This is a genomic window from Amycolatopsis sp. NPDC003861 (assembly GCF_053605405.1).
The window spans coordinates 14,375-35,780 of record NZ_JBSGJD010000051.1; the positions used below are offsets into that span (position 1 = coordinate 14,375).

Here is a 21,406-nt window from a genome sequence, read left to right on the forward strand (position 1 = left end):
AGCGGGCTCCTTGCCGCGGGCGGTGCGCAGCCGGGCGCACGGCGCTTCACCAGGTCACGTAAACCCTAACGGTCGCCCTCGTCCGGCTCGACGTCGCCGCAGGTCTCGGTGCCTCCGGTCACAGCCTCGTCCGGGCCGGGAGCGGTTTCGGCGGGTTCGTCGAGGCCGAGTTCGGCGTCGGCCTCGGCTTCGAATTCGGCGTCCTCGGCGGAAAACTCGTCGTCCTCTTCGGACGGCTCTCCGGCTGCTTCGAGTTCCTCGACGGCTTCGGACGCTTCCTCGGGGTCGATGTCGTCGGCGTCCTGGAAGGCTTCGTTGTCTTCGAGCGCTTCGGGCGGCGGAGCGGGCGGCTCGTGCTCGCCGGCGAAAAACGCGACGAACGATCCCGGGATGACGATCCAGCAGAACGCGACGACCGAGGCGACGCCGACGGGGACGCTCACCGGGTCGAACGGGCCGTCGCCGAGCCGTCCGCCGGCGAGCGTGCCCAGCACGACGCAGCCGAGCGCGACGACGGCTCCGGCGACCGCGACCGCGCGGATGCGCTGCGCCGGATCGGCGTCCACCTTGCGGAGCGACCAGCCGGCCAGCGCGCCGGCCGCGGCGGGCAGCACCAGCAGCGCCGGCCACCAGGCCGCGTGGTGCTCGGGCAGCCCGCCGAGCAGCGGGACGGCGGGTACGGCGCCGCCGCGGTAGCCGAACATGCCGACGGTGAGCGGCCCGATCGAGAACCCGGGCCCGGTGACGAAGGACAGCGCGGCCGTCACGGCGTTGGGCAGATACAGCAGCGAGAGCAGGAAGAGCCCGGAACTGGTGCCGAGCCCGGGTTCGTACGTGTCGGACACCGTCGCCCACGACAGCGCGGTCGCGACGGTGAAGACGGCGGCACCGCAGGCCACCAGGACGGCCAGGCTCATCGCGCCGACGCGCAGCCCGCGCAGCGCGAGCGGGTCGAGGCGGTCCGCGACGGCGTCCGGCAGCCCGCACGAACGGGTGATGCCGGCGGCCGAGGCCGCTCCGGCGAGCAGGCCGGGGACCACGAAGGCGGCGAAGGGGTTCGCCGTCACCGACGAGCCTTGCGCGCAGAAGGCGATGACGAGCCCGAACACCGCGTGCGCGCCGGTGATCGTGAGCAGCACCGGCTGGGCTTCCCGGAACGACCGGCAGCCGAGGCGGCGGGCGGCGCCGGACGCCGTCCGCGCGGCCAGCGCGACCGCGCCCAGCGTCGGCAGTAGCGGGAGCATCCCGAGCGGGTGGCCGGCGATGCCGAGGCGCACCTGGTGCGCGGCGAGCCAGCCGGGGCCGGCGGCGAGCAGCACACCGGTGTCGGAAAAGGCGGCGCGGCCGGCGGTGAGGGCGACGAGGGTCAGCACGGTCGCGACGGCGGCGTAGCCGGTGACCAGCGGGCCGAGGGCGGCGGCCAGCAGCACCCGCACCCGGGACACGCGGACGGGTTCGGGTGCGCCCACCTCGTCACCCGGCGGGTGGGGTTCTTCGGTGAGCAGGTCCATGATCCGCACCCTGACATCCGGGCTGCTCCGTTCGGGAGAGCCACGCCGCCGCCGGGCGCGGGAGCTCACCCGGTCGGGTAGCCCCGGACGCGAAACACCCGCTGTGACACGGAGCGTCACAGCGGGTGTCCGGGGTGGGGCTGCGTCAGTTCGACTTGCCGAAGCCGCCGGGCGGCGTGCCCGGGTTCTCCGGCGGCGGCTGCTGGAAGAACGAGCCCTGCTGCGGGGCGTAAGTGGTGGCCTGCTGGCCCGGCGGCGGGGTGGTCGACGGCGGGTTGGGCGAGCCGTACTGGCCCGGCTGCGAGAACGGCGCCGACGGCTCCCCGGTCGGGGCGACCGGGCCGTGGCCCTGCTGGCCGAACTGCTGGCCGGGCTGGCCCTGCTGGCCGTACTGCTGCTGGCCCGGCTGGCCGTACTGGCCGCCGTAGGAGGGCGCGGCGGGCTTCGGCGCCGGCGGCTTGATGACGTCGTGCGCGATCAGCAGCGCGGCGACCGCGGCGAGCATCTGCAGGATGCCCAGGATCAGGATGACGGTGACGATGCCGGGCGAGGTCTGCATCCCGACCAGGGTGTCCAGGACCTCGAGCGCGCCGAGGACGCTGAACAGCGCCGCGAACGGCAGCGTCTTCGGGCCCTTGGGCAGCGCGGTCATCCCGGCGAGCAGGCCGCCGCCGAGCAGGAACGTCCCGCCGAGGCCGACTTCGCCGTTGTCGGAGAAGCCGAGGAAGTACTGCACGAGGCCGAGGCCGGCGACGACCAGGGCGAGCAGCAGCGGCAGGTTCTGCGGCAGGCCCGCGCCACCGGCGGACGCCTGGTGCGAGTGCGGCGGCTGCTGCTGCGCCGGGAAGCCACTGGACGGCGGTCCGGGGGGCTGCTGGCCGCCACCCTGCTGGGGGTAGCCGGGCCCACCGCTGGGGAAGGTCATCGGATGCACTCCTGTCGGTTCGACCGGCACCCCGGGCGCGCACGGGCGCCCGGGGAAAGACGAGGCGGCTGGTGTGCGCAGAACGCTAGCGCACTCCGCGGCCGCCAGCCCACCAGACGTGTGAATACCTCGCCCGGTTTCCTACCGGAACGAAGGAGGACCGGCCACCCACACGGGTGGCCGGTCCTACCAGGAGTTACTTTCCCGGGCTCAGCCCAGGTTGTTGTACAGCTCACGTGCGAGGACGGCGGTCTCGCTCGGGGTCTTGCCGACCTTGACGCCGGCGGCCTCCAGGGCCTCCTTCTTCGCGGCAGCCGTGCCGGAGGAGCCGGAGACGATGGCGCCGGCGTGGCCCATGGTCTTGCCCTCGGGCGCGGTGAAGCCCGCGACGTAGCCGACGACCGGCTTCGTCACGTTCTCCTTGATGTAGGCCGCGGCGCGCTCTTCGGCGTCGCCGCCGATCTCGCCGATCATCACGATGACCTTGGTCTCGGGGTCGGCCTCGAACGCCTCGAGGGCGTCGATGTGCGTGGTGCCGATGATCGGGTCACCGCCGATGCCGACCGCGGTCGAGAAGCCGATGTCCCGCAGCTCGTACATCATCTGGTAGGTCAGCGTGCCGGACTTCGACACGAGGCCGATGGAGCCGGGGCCGGTGATGTCGGCCGGGATGATGCCGGCGTTCGACTTGCCCGGGCTGATCACGCCGGGGCAGTTCGGGCCGATGATCCGGGTGGTGCCGCCCTTGGCGACGGCGTGGGCCCAGAAGTAGGCCGAGTCGTGCACCGGGATGCCCTCGGTGATCACCACGGCGAGCGGGATCTCGGCGTCGATCGCCTCGATGACCGCGTCCTTGGCGAACTTCGGCGGCACGAAGATGACCGACACGTCGGCGCCGGTCTCCTTGATGGCCTCTTCGACGGTGCCGAAGACCTTGAGGTCCTTGCCCTCGATGGTGACGGTCTGGCCGGCCTTGCGGGCGTTGACGCCGCCCACGATGTTCGTGCCGGACTTCAGCATCTTGGTGGCGTGCTTCATGCCCTCGGAGCCGGTGAGCCCCTGGACGATGACCTTGCTGTTCTCGTTCAGGAAGATCGACATCTCACGCACCTGCCGCGGCGAGCTCGGCAGCCTTGTCGGCCGCGTTGTCCATTGTGTCCACCACGGTGACCAGCGGGTGGTTCGCGTCGGCCAGGATCTGGCGACCCTCGACGACGTTGTTGCCGTCCAGGCGGACGACCAGCGGCTTGGTGGCCTCGTCGCCCAGGATCTTCAGGGCCTCGACGATGCCGTTCGCCACCGCGTCGCAGGCGGTGATGCCGCCGAAGACGTTGACGAAGACGCTCTTGACGTCGGTGTCGTTGAGGATGACGTCCAGCCCGGCCGCCATGACCTCGGCCGACGCGCCGCCGCCGATGTCGAGGAAGTTCGCCGGCTTCACGCCGCCGTGCTTCTCACCCGCGTAGGCCACGACGTCCAAAGTGGACATGACCAGGCCCGCGCCGTTGCCGATGATGCCGACCTGGCCGTCGAGCTTGACGTAGTTGAGGTTCTTGGCCTTGGCCTTCGCCTCGAGCGGGTTCTCGGCGTCCTTGTCCACCAGGGCCTCGTGGCCCGGCTGGCGGAAGTCGGCGTTCTCGTCGAGGGTGACCTTGCCGTCGAGGGCGATGATCTTGTCCTGCGGGTCGCGGACCAGCGGGTTGACCTCGACCAGGGTGGCGTCCTCGGAGACGAAGGTCTCCCAGAGCTTCACCACGACGTCGGCGGCCTCGTCGATGATGTCGGCCGGGAAGTTGCCGGCCTTCAGGATCTCGAGCGCCTTCGCCTTGTCGACACCGGCGATCGCGTCGACCGGGATCTTCGCGAGCGCTTCGGGGCGCTCGACCGCGAGCTGCTCGATCTCCATGCCGCCCTCGGAGGACGCCATCGCCAGGAACGTGCGGTTCGCGCGGTCCAGCAGGAAGGAGAAGTAGTACTCGGACGCGATGTCCGAGGCTTCGGCCACCAGCACGCGACGCGTGATGTGGCCCTTGATGTCGAGGCCGAGGATCGCTTCCGCCTTCTCCTTCGCCTCGTCCGGCGTCTGGGCCAGCTTGACGCCGCCCGCCTTCCCGCGGCCGCCGACCTTCACCTGCGCCTTGACGACGACCTGGTTGCCGATCTGCTCCGCGGCGGTCTTGGCTTCTTCGGGGGTGCTAGCCACCGAGCCCGGCAGAACCGGTACTCCGTGGGCGGCGAAGAGATCCCTCGCCTGGTACTCGTAGAGGTCCACTACTCCAGTCTCCTGACGACACGCCACTGTGGTGGTCCGTTGCCGGACCGCGCTGTCGGACCAGTCGAGGTTAGCGACCTGCGCAGACGCAGGGGACTCCGCACCTGGTGAAGTCGGTCACCGTCCGCGGTCAGACGGTATTCCCGAGGTGTGAGACCGCCCACCGCGCAACCATTCCAGGGCATTTTCGGGGTCTTGGGTGGGGAGGATCCGAACGCCGTTCAAGGCCTCGGCCAGCCCGGGCGGGGGTCCTGCGCCGAGCACGCCGACGGCGTCGGGGTCCTCTTGGTCGGCGGTGGCGCGGAGTTGGTCGAGGGTGTCCAGGGGGCCGGCGTGGATGACTTCCATGCCTTCGTCGCGGAGGGTGCGGGCGAGCGTGATGGCGGATGGGTCGGGTCTTTTGAACTCGACCAGCAGGACGCGGAGGCGTGCGCGGGGTGCGGTGTCGGTCGGCGGCTGGTTGGGGGGTGTGGCGCCGCTCGGCGGGTGGTTGGGGTGGGGGGCGTCGCTCGGCGGCGGGTTCGGGTGGATGGAGTCGCGCGGCGGTCGGTTGGGGTGGGCAGCGTCGCCCGGCGGTCGGTTGGGGTGGGCAGCGTCGCCAGACGGCTGGCCGGGGTGCGCGGCGTAGCCCGGCGGCGGGTTCGGGTGGATGGAGTCGCGCGGCGGTCGGTTGGGGTGGGCAGCGTCGCCAGGCGGCTGGCCGGGGTGCGCGGCGTAGTCCGGCGGCGGGTTCGGGTGGTTGGAGTTGCGCGGCCGCGGGTTCGGGTGGGCGGTTTCGCTCCGCGGCCGGTCGGGATGCATCGCGTCTGGCGGCGGCTGGTCGGGGTGGGTGGCATCCCGGGGCCGGTCGGGGTGCGCGGAGTCGCCCGGCGGCTCGTCGGGGCGCGCGGCGTCTCGCGACCGGTCTGGGTGCGCGGCGTTACCTGGCGGGCGGTCGGGGCGGATGGAGTCGCGCGGCCGCGGGTTCGGGTGGGCGGCGTCGGCTGGGGGCCGGGGGCTGGATGCCTTCGGCCCGTCAGCGTGCACGGCGGTCCCCGGCTGCGGCCATTCCGGCGGCGAGCAGGAGCGCGGCCGTTGCGGCCAGCGCGACCCAGAAGCCGGTGGCCGGGCTGGCGCCGCCCAGTGCGCCGCCGACTAGCGGCAACTCTGCGGCGTGCAGCGCGGTGAGCACGGCCGCTCCCGCGAGCAAAGCGGCCGCGGGCTTTGGGCGGGATCGCGTCGCGAGTGCGGCGGCGCCGACTACCACCGCGGCCGCCGTCAGCAGGCCCCACGATGGCGTGTCGAGGTTGGACCACAAGCCCGCGGCGACGTAGCCGGGGACGGCGAAGACCGGCAGTCCGAACGCCGCGACCGCCAGGATCGCGCCGGCCGCCACCGGGGTCAGGACGTTGCTCTGGGTTGTTCCTTGCCCCGCGTCTTCGCGTTCGACGACTCCGGTTCCCGCGGCGGCTAGTGCGGCCAGGGCTGCGAGCACGAGCGCGGCGAACGTCCAGGCTGCGCCGGCGCCGAGGTCGTAGGTAAAGACGGGCGCGGCGGTGCCCCCGAAGCCGGCGAGGTTGCCGGCCTGGGTGGCGGTCAGGGCCGTGTTGAGGACAGCCGTGCCGGCCAGGACGATTCCGGCCCAGGCGACCCCGAGCACCGGCCGCGCGACCGCGGCGGTTCTCGGGACGAGCACGCCCGCCGCGGGAACGGCGAGCACGAGGGCGGCGACGAGCAAGAACCAGCGTGCGGGACTGTCCGCGGCGGCGCTGACCGGCGTGACCGCGCCCGGGGTCAGCGCCGTGACGGCGACCTGCGGGGCGAAGGCGCCGATCAGCGCGGCGGCCGCGGTGGCGAGGCCGAGGACGCCGGTGGTGAGCCGCCACCAGAAGAGGCCGGGGAGCTTGGCGTCGCCGGTCTCGGCCTTCTTGGTGCTTTCGGTGAGCCGCGTGCCCGCGAGGCCGGCGATGATCGCCGTCGCGACGAGGGCGAGGGCGGGGCCCCAGGTGACGTGCAGGTCGGCGCGGAAGAGCCCGGCGAGAACCGGCGGCGCGGCGACGGCGAAGGCCCCGGCGGCGAGCCCGCCGAGCGCACCCCGGGCGACCTGCTCGGCCGGAGCGGCGAGGGCGAGCGCGGCGGCCAGCGGCAGGGCGGCGGCGAGGAGGAGGTAGCCGCCGAGGGCGGGCCATGGGCCTTCGAAGGCGGCTCGGGCGAGGAGGAAACCGTTGTCGGAGTGGACGGGCGCGGTGAGCAGCCCGGCCCCGGCGACGACGGCGAGCAGCGGGACGAGCAGCCGCCAGCGCCGTCGTTCGGGTTCGTCGTGGTTCCGGAGGGCCTGCCAGGCGCCGACACCGGCGGCCGCGGTCAGGAGGTGCCCGGCGACGAGCAGCCAGAAGCCGGCGCCGACGGCGGAGCTGCCGAGGAACCGGTCGGGCAGGTAGAGCTCGGGCCGGATGGTGAGGGGGCCGTTGACGGCGAACTGGAGGTCGAGGACGAGCCGGCCGGGAGCGAGGGCGGCCAAGCCGAGGACGAGGCCGCCGCCCACGCCGGGCTTGTTCTTGACGGCGAACCAGACGGCGGCGGCCGCGGGAGCGATGGCGAGGAGGGCAAGCCACGGCCAGCTGGTGAACCCGGGCGCGGCGGCGGGCGAGACGGGGACGAACGCGGCGGCAGTGAGGGCGACGGCCCCGAGGGCGGCCAGGGTGAGGGCGGTTTTCAGGGCGGTGGAGGGGTGGGTTTCGTCGGCCCAGGGGTCGGCGGGCTCGCCGGGGGTCGGGTGCGCGGGGCTTCCGGCTCGGCCGGCCTGGGCGGCGGGCTCGCCGGGGGCTGGGTGCGCTGGGTTTCCGGCTCGGCCGGCCTGGGCGGCGGGCTCGCCGGATGCGGCCTTGCCGGAGGTGGGGCGCGCGGGGCTTCCGGCTTGGGCGGCGGGCTCGCCGGATGCGGCTTCGCCGGAGGTGCGGCGCGCTGGGTTTTCGGCTCGGCTGGCCCGGGCGGGAGACTCGCCGGATGCGGCTTCGCCGGAGGTGGGGCGCGCGGAACTTCCGGCTCGGCCGGCCTGGGCGGCGGGCTCGCCGGATGCGGCTTTGCCGGAGGTGGGGCGCGCGGGGCTTCCGGCCCCAGCGGCAGGCTCGCCGGATGCGGCTTCGCCGGTGGCTGAGCGCGTGGGGCTTCCGGCCCGGGCGACCCGGGTGGCGGGGTCGCCGGGGGTTGGGTGCGCCGGGCTTCCGGCTCGGCCGGCGCCGGTGGGGGACTCGGCGGCTGCGGCTCTGCCGGTGGTGGGACGCGCCGGACTTCCGGCCCCGGCGGGGGGTGAGGCGGGCTTGGCGGAGGCGCGCGGAGGCTTTGGGGATTTTTCGGGCACGACGGGTATACGTGCCGCGGCGGGGACGGGGCTCGTCGGGGCGTCGGATTCGGGAGATTTTTCTCGCGCGCTGGACAGCTCGCCGGCGGCCGGAACCGGGCGCGTGGGGGCGTCTGGCTGCGGGGCGCTCTGGCCTTCCGCATGCGGGTTCGGCTCGGCTGGACCGGTGTCGGGCGGGCTCTGGGCCGCTTCGCCCTTGCCTCGCGCCGGGGGTTCTCGGCGGGGGTCGGGGGTGCTTCCGGTGGGGGGCTCTGCGCGTGGGGGCATATTGCCCGCGACGCTAGCAAGTTCGGACCGCGGCGGACCCGTTGGCGGGCGCGAGTCGTCGAAGGTGCTTCAACCCCGCGTTGCAATTCGTTATTCCGGGCTTCGGGGCCTCCGAGACCTCCGTTGGGCCCTCTGGCGGGTCTTCACCACCCTCTCAGCCTGTAAGGCAAGTCACACCGAACGCCGTAAACCCCCTCTAACTTTGGGTGATCTCCACAGGTGAGCGGGGTGTCGACTCCACCCGATCGGCCGACCGAGGGGGCACGTCTTGCCGACAGCGGTACCCCTTCGTTACTGTCCCGGGGTCCCCATTACAGTCAGGTCACGAAGTAGGACGCCGAGCAAACCACCCCCGAGGTTGGCTCACCGGGTTCCCCCGCCCGCAGTCCTCGACCCGGCTCCCCGACGATGGAAGGCCCTGTCTTGGCTTCACACCGCTCCCCCGGCGGCCAAGCTCCTTCCCCGGCACTGAAGGACGCGCTCGAAGGCGCGGTCGTCCGTGTCCGGGGTGCGCACCGCATCGCCCCGCCCTCTTCGGCCCTGCGCGGCCGTGTCGTGGTTGCCGCTGTTGCGGCTGGTGCGTTCGCCGCCGCTGCTGCGGGCTCGACCCTCAAGACAGTCACCGACTCGAACACCGCCGTCACCCCCCTGGCCAACAGCCAGGACGCCAGCGCTTCGCTGACCGCGGGGGGTGCGGGCTCCGGGGGTGCCCCGGAACTCCTGCCGACCGGCCACGCCGTCGATGCCTCCGCCGAAGCCGCGAAGCTCGCTGACAGCGCTTCTGTCACGCAGGCCCGCGAGCAGCGCGAAGCCGACGCCGCCAAGAAGGCCGCCGAAGAAGCCGCTCGCCCGAAGACCTGCCTGCCCGCGCACGGCACCTTCACCTCGGGCTTCGGTGCCCGGTGGGGCACGAGCCACCTCGGCATCGACATCGCCAACTCGATCGGCACCCCGATCTACGCCGCCTCGGACGGCACCGTGATCGAGGCCGGGCCGGCCAGTGGTTTCGGCCTCTGGGTGCGGGTCCAGCTCGACGACGGCACGATCCAGGTCTACGGCCACATGAACAGCTTCTCCGTCAAGGAGGGGCAGAAGGTCAAGTGCGGCCAGCAGATCGCCGAGATCGGCAACCGCGGCCAGAGCACCGGCCCGCACCTGCACTTCGAGGTGTGGCAGAACGGCACCAAGAAGATCGACCCCCGGCCCTGGCTGGCCGCGCGCGGCATCGTTCTCTGATCCGTTCGCTCCCTTCGCGGGAGCAGGCACCAGCAGCGGGACCCCGGCCGTAGAGCGAGCGTTCGCTCCGGCCGGGACAGCGCAGGCGGGCGCACCCGGCGAAGGGCGCTCAAGGCACGCGCTCCGCCGAGCCGCTCGGGTGCTGGAACCGGTCACGAGATCAGGGTTCACCGCTAAGGGCCAAACACAAACGCCCGGATCGGGTAAGTCTTGGCCAGCGGGTGAAAGCCGGATGGCAACGCGCTGGTTCGGCGAGGGCGCTTCGTCGCGAACACGGGCCGCACCAAGCGGTTCCGGCGAGGGCACATCTCCACGGGTGCGGGCCGCGCCAAGCGATTCCGGCGAGACCGCATCCCCGCGGGCACAAGCCGCGCGGAAGCCGTCGAGGCCGCTGCCGATCACACGCATCGCCAGAAGCGCGCCAGATCGAGCCGAGAGCCGCGAGACGACCCGAACCACTCCCGGGCCGTCAAACGCCGTCCACAGGCGTCTCAGCGCCCGAAACGACCTACCGCTGTCCACCCGGTGAACGGCGGATGAAGTACGCCACCGCGATCTGCCACACCGTGCACAGCTCCGCCGGGCGGCGGACCGGCAGCCAGCCCCAGGGCACAACTCCCCCTGCGCCCCCCGCGGAGCGGACACGCGCGGCACTCCGGGCCCTGGTCGTCCAGCGGCGTCCCCGGCCGCAGGTGACACAACGCCCGTCCGCGCCGAGCTCGTGCTGCCTGAGCAACGCTCGCCAGGCGGCGGCCAGCCGGCACGCCTCCGCTCCCGCAGGCGAAGGATTTCCTGAAGCCCCCGAAGGCTCCCGACCCCGATCCGGAACCGTCGACCCCAGGACTCCTCGCAGGTATTTCTGTACCCCTTCGGCCAGAAGACCAAACAGCACCGCGTCCACACCACGCTACTCCCTCCGTCGAACCTTTGTTCGATGACGGGGTCAGTTGTACCGGGCGGGTACGACGATTCCGGCGGCGATCGAGGAGATCGCCGCCGGAATCACTCGGACGAGTGGCGGCCGGGCTAGAGCTTCACCATCGGGACGCTGCCGATGAGCATCAGACGGACCTTGCCCGCCTGGCCGAAGTCGATCGTGGCCGTCGCGCGGGGGCCCACGCCGTCGCAGGAGATCACCGTGCCGAGGCCGTACTTGTCGTGGCTGACGCGGTCGCCGACGTCCAGCTTCAGCGCCACCGTGTCCTTCCAGCCCTTGCCGAACGACGGCGTTCCCGACGAAGACGGCGACGAAGTCCGCCGGCCGCCCCAGGTGGTCGCCGCCCGCGGGGTGCCGCGGGAACCGGAACCGAACGAGCCGAAGCCGCTGCTCGACGGCTCCAGCCGCCGCCAGTCGACCAGGTCCGGCGGCAGCTCGTCGAGGAACCGCGACGCCGGGTTCATCGACGGCTGGCCCCACGCCGAGCGCGTGATCGCGCGCGAGACGTACAGCCGCTTCCTGGCCCGCGTGATCGCGACGTACGCGAGCCGCCGTTCCTCGGCCAGCTCCGTCGGGTCGCCCAGCGCGCGCATGTGCGGGAAGACGCCGTCCTCCCAGCCGGTGCAGAACACCACCGGGTACTCCAGGCCCTTCGCGGTGTGCACAGTCATCAGCGTGACCACGCCCGCGCCGCCGTCGCCTTCCTCGCCGCCGTCGGGCGAAGGCACCGAATCCGCGTCCGCGACCAGCGACACGCGCTCGAGGAACGCCGGCAGCGAGCCCGGCGCCGGAACGCCTTCTTCGACGACCAGCTCGGCGTTCTCGTCCGCGACCACCTCGGCGGTGATCTCGGTGAACTCCCGGGCCACGGTGACGAGCTCGTCCAGGTTCTCCACCCGCGTGTGGTCCTGCGGGTCTTCCGACTCCTCGAGCTCGACGCGGTAGCCGGTCTTGTCCAGCACGGCTTCCAGGACGTCGTGCACCTCGGCGCCGTCCGAAACCAGCGTCCCCAGCTCGTCGAGCATGGCGACGAACCCGCCGATCGCCTTCACCGAGCGCGGGTTCAGCAGCGGCACCTTGCCTTCGACGGCGTCCCGCAGCGCCTGCGCGAACGAGATCCGCTCGCGCTCGGCGTGCGTCGCCACGACGGCTTCGGCGCGGTCGCCGATGCCGCGCTTGGGCACGTTCAGCACGCGCCGCAGGCTGACCGTGTCCTCCGGGTTCGCCAGCACGCGCAGGTAAGCGATCATGTCGCGGACTTCGCGCCGCTCGTAGAACCGCACGCCGCCGACGACCTTGTACGGCAGGCCGAGCCGGATGAAGATCTCTTCGAAGACGCGGGACTGGTTGTTGGTGCGGTAGAAGACGGCGACGTCGGAGTAGTCGGCTTCGCCCTTCTCCGCCAGCGCGTCGATTTCGCCCGCGACGAACGCGGCCTCGTCGTGGTCGTTGTCCGCGACGTAGCCGACGATCTTCTCGCCGTCGCCCGAATCCGTCCACAGCCGCTTGGCGCGGCGGTTCGGGTTCCGCTCGATGACGGCGTTGGCCGCGGACAGGATCGTCTGCGTGGAGCGGTAGTTCTGCTCCAGCAGGATGGTGTGCGCGTTCGGGAAGTCCCGCTCGAACTCCTCGATGTTCCGGATCGTCGCGCCGCGGAAGGCGTAGATCGACTGGTCCGCGTCACCGACGACGACCAGCTCGGCCGGCTCGACACCGGCTTCGTTCGGCGCCGTCCCGGCCAGCTCGCGGACCAGCGTGTACTGCGCGTGGTTCGTGTCCTGGTACTCGTCGACCAGCACGTGGCGGAAGCGCCGCCGGTAGTACTCGGCGACGTCCGGGAAGGCCTGCAGCAGCGACACCGTGCGCATGATGAGGTCGTCGAAGTCGAAGGCGTTGGCCTGGTTGAGCCGCCGCTGGTACTCGCCGTAGACCTCGGCGACGCGGCGCTCGAGGTCGTTGCCCGCGTTCGCCGCCGCGGTCTCCGGGTCGGTCAGCTCGTTCTTCAGGTTCGAGATGTGCACGGCGAGCGTGCGGGCGGCGTAGCGCTTCGGGTCGATGTCGAGGTCCCGGGCCACCAGGGTGATCAGCCGCTTGGTGTCGTCGGAGTCGTAGATGGAGAAGCTCGACGACATGTCCAGCGTTTTGGCTTCACGGCGCAGGATCCGCACGCACATCGAGTGGAACGTCGACACCCACATGGCGTTCGCGCGGCGCCCGACGAGGGCGGCGACGCGCTCGCGCATCTCGGCGGCGGCCTTGTTGGTGAACGTGATCGCCATGATTTCGCCGGGGTGCACGCGGCGCTGCCCGAGCAGGTAGGCGATCCGGCGGGTCAGCACCCGGGTCTTGCCCGATCCCGCACCCGCCACCACCAGCAGCGGGCCACCGGCGTGGGTGACGGCTTCGCGCTGGGCGGGGTTGAGGTCGTCGAGCAGCTCGGCCTGCCCGCCGGCGGCGGGCTTGCGCACAGGGGTCGCGGCGGGGAGATCGAAGAGGGTGTCCATCGTGGCGTCCACGCTACCCCGGGTGGGTGCCGGTCCGGCAAAGTCGTCGGGTGTGTCCGGGCGCGGTTCCCGTACGGCGGCGGGCGTACCGCCGGGTGTCGCCCGGCGTCCGACGCGCCGCGGCCCCCGCGCGCGGAGCATCGGTGGACATGGAAGACACCAGCTCCGCCCGGATCCGGGCCGCCGACGCCGATCGCGAACGCGTCGCCACCACCGTCCAGACCGCCGGTTCCGAAGGCCGGCTCACCCTCGACGAGGTCGAAGAGCGCCTCAGCCGCGTCTACGCCGCGCGGTTCACCGACGAACTCGCCGCGCTGACCGCCGACCTGCCGCGGCCGGCGCCGCCCCCGCCCGGTTTCCCGTTGAGCCGGGCCGCGCTGCGGCGGCACCCCGCGCTGCGCGTCCACGTCGCCGTCGTCGCCCTGATCGCCGCGCTCGTGATCATCCGCTGGGTCCTGCTGGGCGCCGGGTTCTTCTGGCCGGCCTTCCCGCTCTTCTGGCTCGGGGTGAGCCTCCTGGTGCACGCCCGGGTGCGCTCGGTGCGGGAGCGGCCGCACACCGCTGTGCCATACTGATCTCATGCGGCACCACGCGGAGCGATTTTTTTACGGGACCCGGACTCCGGCTCCCGTGATCGCGTAGTGCCCGAACCGCCATCACGCCAGCCCCGGAGTCCACGGACCCCGGGGCTGTCGCCGTCTCGGGGCCGGGTCCGGGTCTCGAGGAAGAGGTCCCGATGAACGCACACGCGACGAACGCCGACGGCCAGCCCGCCGAACACACCCCCGCCGGCGACGACATCGCGGCGCTCCGGCAGGAGATCGACCACCTGGACAAGGAGATCCTGCGGCTGGTCAAACGCCGGGTCGAGGTGTCCAAGACGATCGGGGCCGCGCGGATGGCCGCGGGGGGCACGCGCATCGTCTACAACCGCGAGATGGACGTGCTCGCGCGCTACCGCGAGCTCGGCCCGGACGGCCGGCAGCTGGCCATGGCGCTGCTGAACCTGGGCCGCGGGCGGCTCGGCCGGTAACGGTTGCCCGAATTCGGGGACTTCCCCGAGGCACCGGCGGCCCCCGTGCGGGCAGACTGGAGCCATGGACTGGCTCGTGAACCTCATCGCCGTCATCGTCGCGCTCGCGAGCGTGCTGGCCGCGCTGGGCCATGTGGGGTATTTGGCGTTGCTCAACAACGCGGCGGGTAAGCGGGCCGGGGGCACTCCGGTCGCGCAGTACGTCAAGAGCAGGTGGGCCGTTGCCGGCGGTACCACCGCGGCCTCGCTGTTCGCCTGGTTGCTCACGGCCGGGGGACCGACGCTGGACGTCTTCGCGATCATCGTCGCCGCGGGTAGCGGTGTGGTGGCGACGAAGGCGCTGCAATCCACGCGGGACCGTTACCGCACGGGAGGCTGAAACCCCTGATCAGGGGCGATGGCGCTGCGTGAAACTTCGCAGCGTCACCATCGCCCGTTCGGTCGCGCCCGACCGAGTGAAACCTCTGCAACTTGCAGGTTTGGGGGCGACTTTCTCCACCGGATGCTCCTAGGGTTGACGTCGTGAGGACCCTTGCGTCTGGGTCGGGCGATGCCCGGGGGACGCGCGGGGGCATCGGCCCCGCGCGCCTGCCGTCGCGTGCGCGTGCATTTGCGCAGTATTCCGAACGGGATTCCGCGCGTGAGGGTGCTCCGATCGGGTCGTCGTGCCGCCGGATGGCGTCAGGACCGCACCGCCGGGTGGTCGAGCCCACATGAGCCAAGGCACGGAGTTCCACGGACGCGGTGCGGCGCCCGCTCATCCCGGGCGGCACCGGAGCGGCGGCGCGGAGAGCTGGACGCCGCCGCTGCCGCAGCACCGCCCCGTGCGGCACCACGCGGCCGGTGCGCCGGAGCCGGGGTTGCGGCACGCGCCGGCGGGCGGGGCCTACGGGTTGCGGCCGCCCGAGCCCGGCATGGCGCCCGAGAGCAGGGCCTACGGATTGCCGCAGCCAAGCCTTCGGTACAGGCCCGGCGAGGCTTCCGAGGGTGGCGCCTATGCGTTGCGGCCACCTGAAAACGGCTTGCGGTGCCGGCCCGGCGAGGTGCCCGAGAGCGGGGCCTACCGATTGCCACAGCCCGGCTTGCGGTGCCGTCCCGGCGAGGTGCCCGAGAGCGGGGCCTACCAGTTGCCGCAGCCCGGCTTCTCATCCGGGTCCGGCGAGGCCTATTCCCTGCCGCACCAAGCTCCGGGTGGGCGCTGCCACCAATACCCCGGCGAGACCTCTGTCTCCGGCTTCTCCGGAAGGCTGGCCGGGCCGGAGGTGGACAGCCGCCCTTTTCGGGGCGTGACCGACGAGCCCGATGCGCCCGTTTCCGGGCTGCTGCCCCTTCCGCAGCCGCGTGACCGGCGGCCCGCCGCTTCGCTCTTCCCGGCCGCGCACGGGAGTCTCCCGATCGACGAGCCCGACGACCTCGATGACAGCGAGCCGGACGAAACGCCGGTCGCCGAGACCCATGCCGAGCAGGTCGCGCGGCGGACGCGCGTCTCGCTGGCCGCTCCCGCTCCCCGGTGCGTCGACCTCGATGAAGACGACGTCCGGGTCTACTCCGCTCCTCCCATCGACGGCCTCGGCGGCTTCACCATCGGGTCCGTGCCCGCCTCCGTGACCCCGCCGAAGACCTGGCGGAAGGCGGCCTGGTTCGCCACCGGCGCGTCCGGTGCCGTGGTCGTCGGGCTGCTGTGCGCCGGGTCCTTCCTCGTCGGGAAGCCGCCGGTGGACCAGGCCGTGCAGGGGGCCTGGCCGGGCTACCAGGGCGTTCCGACGATCGCCGACCCCACCGGGGAACACCGGCCGCCCACGGAGGGCGGATCCGGGGCCGGGCCGGAGAGCGCCGCGCCGCCGGAAAGCGGGAAGACCCAGAGCGGCGGGGGTGGCGGGCCGGTCGACGACGCCACTGCCCCGGCCGACGCCGGCACCGCCTCCCCCGGCACCTCGACCACCGGTCCCGCCCTCCCCAGCGCGACGCCGCGGAAGCCGCCGGTCACGCCCGCCCAGCGCGAGACGCCGGTCAAGCCGCCGTGGTGGTACTCCTTCCCGCCGGACGCCCAGACCATGGGGGACAACTCGGAGAAGTTCTTCAACACCGTCACCACCGACCCGGCCGCGGCGTCGTCGGTGACCACCGGCCGGCTGCACGACCAGGGGCCGCAGGCGCTCGCCGACCGGTACGCCGGCATCGCCTACTTCGAAGTCAAGAAGGTCAGCATCGACCAGCAGCGCGGCGTCACCGTGAACACCGTCGAGGTCACCCACACCGACGGGACCAAGACGGTCGAGGAACGCACGCTGACCTTCGGCGACGGCGACAAGATCACCGCTGACGGCCAGTAGCCGAACCTGCACGTGCGGTTCGCCCGTTCTGATGCACGTGCGGTGCGCCGAGCGGTTATGCCTGGTCCGGGTGGGTGACATAAGCTGCCGCTCGTCGTATCGCGACGGCATTCCGGCGACAGAGCCTGGTGGTCGCCGTCCGCACAGGGTTACCTGACGACAACGAATCCGGAAACCGGCCACGAGTCGGCCGACCGGACCAACGGGAGCCCGGCCGAACGGCCGAGTGCCCGTCACCGGAACCCAGAGCGAGGACTTTCGTGCTTGATCGGCAGCGCACACGGCGTGAGTCACCCCACGCCGTCCGCGTCGAGGACGTCATCCCGGCCGACATCCTGGACGGTGTCGCCGACGCCGACCGCGACCACCTGGAGCAGGTCTTCCGCGACCCGCAGCGGTTCCTGCCCGCCCGGACCGAGCCGGTCCGCGAGCCGGAGCAGGCCGAAGAGGCCGGCGAGCCGGAAAGCCGGTTCGCGCGCCGCGCGAAGCTGACCGGGCTGGTCGCCGCGGGCGCGCTCGTCGCCGGCGCCGTGGTCGCCGCGCCGATGCTGACCAGTTCGCACCGCGCCGCCGCCCCGTCCGGCGGCCAGTCCACGCCCGCCGGGTTCACCGGCGCCGCGGAGCTCGGCGGCCTCGCCGTCCCGCAGCACCAGGCCGGCGGCAGCGCGCCGGAACGGCACAGCCCCGCGACGTCGCAGGCCGAGGACACCCCGTCCGCCCGGCCGGCGAACGGCACCCCGCGCAGCCAGCCCACGCCGGCCGCGGCCGACCCGGTCCCGGACAAGGCCGCCGACGCGCGCAGCGCCAGCCGCAAGATCCAGGCCGTCAAGGACTTCTACGCCGCGATCGCCCGTGACTCGGCCGGCGCGCTGGCGCTGCTGAGCCCGGCGCTGGTCGACGGCACGGCCGGCGAGCTGGTCCGCACCTGGAGCGCGATGGACGCCATCGACGTCCAGGAAGCCGACACGCAGATGCAGCCGGACGGCTCGATCCTCGCGGTCGCGACGCTGCACCGGCCGGACGGCGCGCTGGTGCGCGTCACCCAGCTGTTCCGGGTGGCCGACACCGGTGGGCTGATCACCGAAGCCGAGCTGGTCTCGGCCCAGTACATGTAGCCCACGGCGATCACCCCTTCACCCCTGGTTCAAGTGCCCGTGCCGGATTCGTGTGCGCAGAGTGAGCGCCTAGCCTTGTCACGGGCCGGTCTCGGAAAAACCGGCTCAGAGCCCACGACATGTGCATACGCTCCAGCGAAGCGGCGTGCTCGTGGCCGCGTCACCAGGCACCGATCCGCACGCCCTGGTGAAGCCGGAGCCCAAAGGGAGGTCGCGTGAGCGACGAGGGTCGTCTGGTCGCCGATCGATACCGCATCGTCGGCCGGATCGGCACGGGCGCGATGGGGGCCGTCTGGCAGGCGCACGACGAGGTCCTGGGCCGCACCGTGGCCATCAAGCAGCTCCTGCTCCAGCCGCACCTGGACCAGCACGACGCCGAGGACGCCCGCCAGCGGACGATGCGCGAGGGCCGGATCGCGGCCCGGCTGCACCACCCCAACGCGATCTCCGTGTTCGACGTCGTCACCGACGACAACGGGCAGCCGTGCCTGATCATGGAGTACCTCAACTCCACCAGCCTGGCCGCCGTGCTGCAGGAGCGCCGCACGCTGCCGCCGACCGAGGTGGCGCGCATCGGCGCCCAGGTCGCCGCGGCGCTGCGCGAGGCGCACGCGGTCGGCATCGTGCACCGCGACATCAAGCCGGGCAACATCCTGCTCGGCGGCAACGGCGTCGTGAAGATCACCGACTTCGGCATCTCCCGCGCCAAGGACGACGTCACGGTCACCAAGACCGGGATGATCGCCGGCACCCCCGCCTACCTGGCCCCCGAGGTCGCCATCGGCGGCGAGCCGGGGCCGGAGTCCGACGTCTTCTCCCTCGGCTCGACGCTCTACGCGGCCTGCGAGGGCCAGCCGCCGTTCGGGCTGTCCGAGAACACGCTGAGCCTGCTGCACGCCGTCGCGGCCGGACAGATCAACCCGCCCCGCCAGTCCGGGCCGCTGGCCAGCGTGCTGGCCGTGCTGCTGCACCCGGAGATCGAGCACCGGCCGACCGCCGAGGAGTGCGAGGAGCTGCTCGCGGCCGTCGCCCGCGGCGAGACGCCGCTCGGCGGCCCGGCCGACGAGACCATGATGGCGCCGTCCGCCGGCGTCCTCGGGGCCGCAGCCGCCGCCGACCCGAACGCGACGCAGATGTTCGACGAGATTCCCGCGGGGCACTCGGGCACGCTGCTCGGCGGCGGCGGTGGGGCACCGACGCAGGCCGTCCCGTTCTACGACGAGGACGACTACCCGGAGGCCACCGGTTACCCGGAGGACGACTACGACGGGTACGACCACTACGAGGACGACCACCGCGCGGCCGGGGGCGTCCCGCCCGGCCTGGCCGCCACCCGCGCCGTCCCGGTGCCGCCGCACGAGCAGGGCGGGTACGAGGACGACTACGACGATTACGACGACGAGCCCCCGCCGCCCCCGGTCCGGTCCCGTCCGCAGATGAGCCCGGTCGACGACGACGAGGGCAAGCCCGGCGCCTGGAAGCGCCCGGCGATCATCGGCGGAGTCGTGGTCGTGGGCCTGGTCGCGCTCGTCGTCTGGCTGCTGAGCCCGAACAACCCGGAGGCGCCGGCCGCGCCGGTGTCCAGCAGCAAGCCGTCGCCGGTGGCGACGTCGGAGACGCCGACCCCGACCTCGACCGACGAGGTCAGCACGGCCGACGTGCCGCCTCCGGTGACCGAGTCGACCTCGTCGTCGAAGAAGGCGACGACGTCGCGGAACACCGAGCCGGCGACCACCACCCCGAAGTCGACGACGCCGAGGACGACGACGCCGACGGAGTCGTCTGCCAGTAGCTCGCCACCGTCGTCTCCGCCGGAATCGACTCCCGCGACCGGTAACAACTGACAGCCCGAGGTATGTGTTGAGTTCCGAAGGCACCATCGTCGGCGGCCGGTTCCGGCTGGACCAGCCGATCGGCCGCGGCCGCGCCGGCATCGTGTGGCTGGCGTTCGACACGCGGCTGTTCCGCACCGTCGCGATGAAGCGGATGTACCTGCCGGTCGGCGCGGGCGAACGCGCCGAGCAGGCGCGCGCCGCCGCCATGCAGGAAGGCAAGGACGCCGCCCGGATCGAGCACCCGTGCGCGATCAAGGTGTTCGACGTGCTGCCGGACGGCCAGGACGTCTGGCTGGTGATGGAGTACATCCCGTCGCGCAGCATGGCGACGTTCCTCGCCGAGCACGGCCGGCTCACCCCCGACCAGGCGGCGCAGCTGGGCATCCAGCTCGGCAACGCCCTCGCCGCCATCCACGGCGCCGGGTTCGTGCACCGCACCCTCGAACCGGGCACCGTGCTGCTGGCCGACGACGGCGGCGTCAAGCTCACCGACATCGGCATCAGCGGCGGCGGGCCGCACGCGGCGTACGTGGCGCCCGAGGTCGCGCGCGGGCTGCCGGGCACGCCGGCGGCGGACGTCTTCTCCCTCGGCGCGACGCTCTACACCGCCGTGGAGGGTGTGCCACCGTTCGGGGACGACGGCCAGTCGTCCGAACGCCCGCCGCAGAACTCGGGTGTCCTGACCGAAGCGCTGCGCAAGATGCTGCGCCCGGACCCGGACACGCGGCCGACGATGGCCGACACCGTCCACTCGCTGAAGGCGATCACCGAAGGCCGCGAAACGGCGTTCATTCCGCCGACCGCGCCCGGGATGCAGCCGCCTCCGCCCGCGCCGCCGCCCTTCAACCCGGGCCTGGCGGCCGCGGGGCCGCCGATGCCGCCGTCGGGGCCGCAGTACCAGCAGCAGATGCCGGTCCCCGCGCCGCACTACGCCGGGGCGGAGGAGACCCAGCGGATGCAGCCGGTGGCGCCCCCGCCGACGCAGTACGCGCCGCGGCCGGTGCCGGGTGGCCCCCAGCAGGCCCAGGCCCCGGCGTGGAACCTGCCGGTGTCGAAGAAGACGCTGGTCACCGTGGCCGCGATCCTCGCCGCGGTGCTGGTCGGCATCCTCGTCACCGAGCTGTTCTTCGTCTAGGCCACCTTGGCGGTCGCCGCGCGCATGGCGGCCAGCAGCGTGCGGACGGCCGGGTGGCCCGAGGCGCGCGAAGCGACCGCGGCGTGGATCGCGCGGACCGGCTCGGGGTTGCGGATCCGGCGCACGACCACGCCCGGATGCTGCGCGCCTAGCCCGAGTTCGGGGATCAGGCCGACGCCGATGCCGGCGGCGACGAACCCCTGCGCCGTCTGGTAGTCCTCGGACTCGACCACGATGTTCGGGGCGAAACCCGCGGACGCGCAGGCGCCCTGCAGGATGTCGCGGCAGATGCCGGGCAGGCCGTCGACGCCGACCCAGGGCTCCTCGGCGAACTCCGTGAGGTCCAGCACGCGCTTGCGGGCGAGCGGGTGGGCCTTCGGGAGCACGGCCCGGTACGGGTCGTCGAGCAGGTGCACCAGCTCGATGCCCTTGGCGGGCGGGGTCTTGCGGGGGAAGACGGTGATCGCCACGTCCGCGTCGCCGGATTCGACGTCGAGGATCGGGTCGTCGAGCTCGACCAGCTTGAGGTCGAGGCGCACCCCGGGGTGCTCGCGGCGGACGGCGGCGATGGCGGGCGGGACGAGCGACGCGCCGGCGGTGGCGAAGTAGCGGATGGCCACGCGCCCGGTGCGGCCCTCCTTGAGCTCGGTGAGCGCGGCTTCGGCCTTGGCGAGCTCGGCGCTGAGCGTCTCGGCGTGCTCGGACAGCAGCGCGCCCGCGGCCGTCGGGCGGACGCCGCGGCCGACGCGTTCGAGCAGTTCGGTGCCGGCTTCGCGTTCCAGCGCGGACAGCTGCTGGCTGATCGCGGACGGCGTGTAGCCGAGGTTGCGGGCCGCGGCCGTGATCGACCCGCTGGTGATGACGGCGCGGAGGACCTGCATGCGGCGGACGTCGAGCATGCCCCGATCGTACAGCTCAGCTTAAGTGTTCCTGCAGTTAATTTCGCTTGTTCTTACGTCTGGC

Annotated in this window: 15 protein-coding genes; 8 read left to right on the forward strand and 7 right to left on the reverse strand. The window is 72.8% G+C overall.

All coding sequences use genetic code 11. The annotated features are described in order from the left end of the window. Nucleotides 1-65 precede the first annotated feature (65 nt). From ACWEVN_RS15645 to ACWEVN_RS15665, 5 genes are all read right to left on the reverse strand, one after another. Entirely contained in the window at nt 66-1,520 is a 1,455-nt protein-coding gene (locus ACWEVN_RS15645; RefSeq protein WP_452051692.1) for a cell division protein PerM, read from the reverse strand. Between the two features lie 136 nt (nt 1,521-1,656). Continuing rightward, entirely contained in the window at nt 1,657-2,436 is a 780-nt protein-coding gene (locus ACWEVN_RS15650) for a DUF5336 domain-containing protein (protein WP_449685122.1), read from the reverse strand. A 210-nt stretch (nt 2,437-2,646) separates the two neighbouring features. Then, nucleotides 2,647-3,537 carry a succinate--CoA ligase subunit alpha gene (gene sucD, locus ACWEVN_RS15655; protein ID WP_310967533.1) on the reverse strand — a complete coding sequence of 297 codons (891 nt, stop codon included), beginning with the start codon at nt 3,535-3,537 and terminating at the stop codon, nt 2,647-2,649. Nucleotide 3,538: 1 nt separating this feature from the next. Beyond that, complete coding sequence (gene sucC, locus ACWEVN_RS15660) at nt 3,539-4,708, reverse strand: ADP-forming succinate--CoA ligase subunit beta (protein ID WP_310967535.1); 1,170 nt, start codon at nt 4,706-4,708, stop codon at nt 3,539-3,541. 1,015 nt (nt 4,709-5,723) lie between these two features. Beyond that, nucleotides 5,724-7,232, reverse strand: a complete 1,509-nt coding sequence (locus tag ACWEVN_RS15665) for a hypothetical protein (RefSeq protein ID WP_452051693.1) — start codon at nt 7,230-7,232, stop codon at nt 5,724-5,726. 1,638 nt (nt 7,233-8,870) lie between these two features. Here ACWEVN_RS15665 and ACWEVN_RS15670 point away from each other — a divergent pair. Continuing rightward, nucleotides 8,871-9,551 carry a M23 family metallopeptidase gene (locus ACWEVN_RS15670; RefSeq protein WP_449685132.1) on the forward strand — a complete coding sequence of 227 codons (681 nt, stop codon included), beginning with the start codon at nt 8,871-8,873 and terminating at the stop codon, nt 9,549-9,551. 1,026 nt (nt 9,552-10,577) lie between these two features. On the opposite strand, the gene pcrA is transcribed toward ACWEVN_RS15670, so the two are convergent. Then, a complete protein-coding gene (gene pcrA, locus ACWEVN_RS15675) occupies nt 10,578-12,992 on the reverse strand; it encodes a DNA helicase PcrA (protein ID WP_452051694.1) in 2,415 nt (804 codons plus the stop codon). Nucleotides 12,993-13,141: 149 nt separating this feature from the next. Between pcrA and ACWEVN_RS15680 the strand changes: the two genes are divergently transcribed. The 7 genes from ACWEVN_RS15680 (at nt 13,142) to ACWEVN_RS15710 (ending at nt 20,443) form a co-directional block, all read left to right on the forward strand. Then, nucleotides 13,142-13,567, forward strand: a complete 426-nt coding sequence (locus tag ACWEVN_RS15680; RefSeq protein WP_449685125.1) for a DUF1707 SHOCT-like domain-containing protein — start codon at nt 13,142-13,144, stop codon at nt 13,565-13,567. Between the two features lie 161 nt (nt 13,568-13,728). Then, nucleotides 13,729-14,025 carry a chorismate mutase gene (locus tag ACWEVN_RS15685; protein WP_310967542.1) on the forward strand — a complete coding sequence of 99 codons (297 nt, stop codon included), beginning with the start codon at nt 13,729-13,731 and terminating at the stop codon, nt 14,023-14,025. 64 nt (nt 14,026-14,089) lie between these two features. Continuing rightward, nucleotides 14,090-14,404 carry a hypothetical protein gene (locus ACWEVN_RS15690; RefSeq protein ID WP_310967544.1) on the forward strand — a complete coding sequence of 105 codons (315 nt, stop codon included), beginning with the start codon at nt 14,090-14,092 and terminating at the stop codon, nt 14,402-14,404. 907 nt (nt 14,405-15,311) lie between these two features. Continuing rightward, nucleotides 15,312-16,358, forward strand: coding sequence for a hypothetical protein (locus tag ACWEVN_RS15695; protein ID WP_452051695.1), 1,047 nt, complete (start codon nt 15,312-15,314; stop codon nt 16,356-16,358). 260 nt (nt 16,359-16,618) lie between these two features. Beyond that, nucleotides 16,619-17,473 (forward strand): hypothetical protein, encoded by an 855-nt coding sequence (locus ACWEVN_RS15700; protein ID WP_452051696.1) that lies wholly within the window; start codon nt 16,619-16,621, stop codon nt 17,471-17,473. A gap of 215 nt (nt 17,474-17,688) precedes the next feature. Next, on the forward strand, nt 17,689-19,317 hold the full coding sequence (locus ACWEVN_RS15705; protein ID WP_452051697.1) for a serine/threonine-protein kinase: 1,629 nt from the start codon (nt 17,689-17,691) through the stop codon (nt 19,315-19,317). Nucleotides 19,318-19,333: 16 nt separating this feature from the next. After that, nucleotides 19,334-20,443, forward strand: a complete 1,110-nt coding sequence (locus ACWEVN_RS15710; RefSeq protein ID WP_452051698.1) for a protein kinase domain-containing protein — start codon at nt 19,334-19,336, stop codon at nt 20,441-20,443. Here the strand turns inward: ACWEVN_RS15710 and ACWEVN_RS15715 are convergent. Next, complete coding sequence (locus tag ACWEVN_RS15715; protein WP_449677473.1) at nt 20,440-21,342, reverse strand: LysR family transcriptional regulator; 903 nt, start codon at nt 21,340-21,342, stop codon at nt 20,440-20,442. The two genes, ACWEVN_RS15710 and ACWEVN_RS15715, sit on opposite strands and share 4 nt — an antisense overlap. Nucleotides 21,343-21,406 lie beyond the last annotated feature (64 nt).

Excerpts from the sequence above, each read along its gene's own strand:
- ACWEVN_RS15690 (WP_310967544.1), top strand. The coding sequence starts at position 14,090 with ATGGACTGGCTCGTGAACCTCATCGCCGTCATCGTCGCGCTCGCGAGC.
- ACWEVN_RS15715 (WP_449677473.1), bottom strand. The coding sequence starts at position 21,342 with ATGCTCGACGTCCGCCGCATGCAGGTCCTCCGCGCCGTCATCACCAGC.
- pcrA (WP_452051694.1), bottom strand. The coding sequence starts at position 12,992 with ATGGACACCCTCTTCGATCTCCCCGCCGCGACCCCTGTGCGCAAGCCC.
- sucD (WP_310967533.1), bottom strand. The coding sequence starts at position 3,537 with ATGTCGATCTTCCTGAACGAGAACAGCAAGGTCATCGTCCAGGGGCTC.
- ACWEVN_RS15685 (WP_310967542.1), top strand. The coding sequence starts at position 13,729 with ATGAACGCACACGCGACGAACGCCGACGGCCAGCCCGCCGAACACACC.
- ACWEVN_RS15650 (WP_449685122.1), bottom strand. The coding sequence starts at position 2,436 with ATGACCTTCCCCAGCGGTGGGCCCGGCTACCCCCAGCAGGGTGGCGGC.
- ACWEVN_RS15680 (WP_449685125.1), top strand. The coding sequence starts at position 13,142 with ATGGAAGACACCAGCTCCGCCCGGATCCGGGCCGCCGACGCCGATCGC.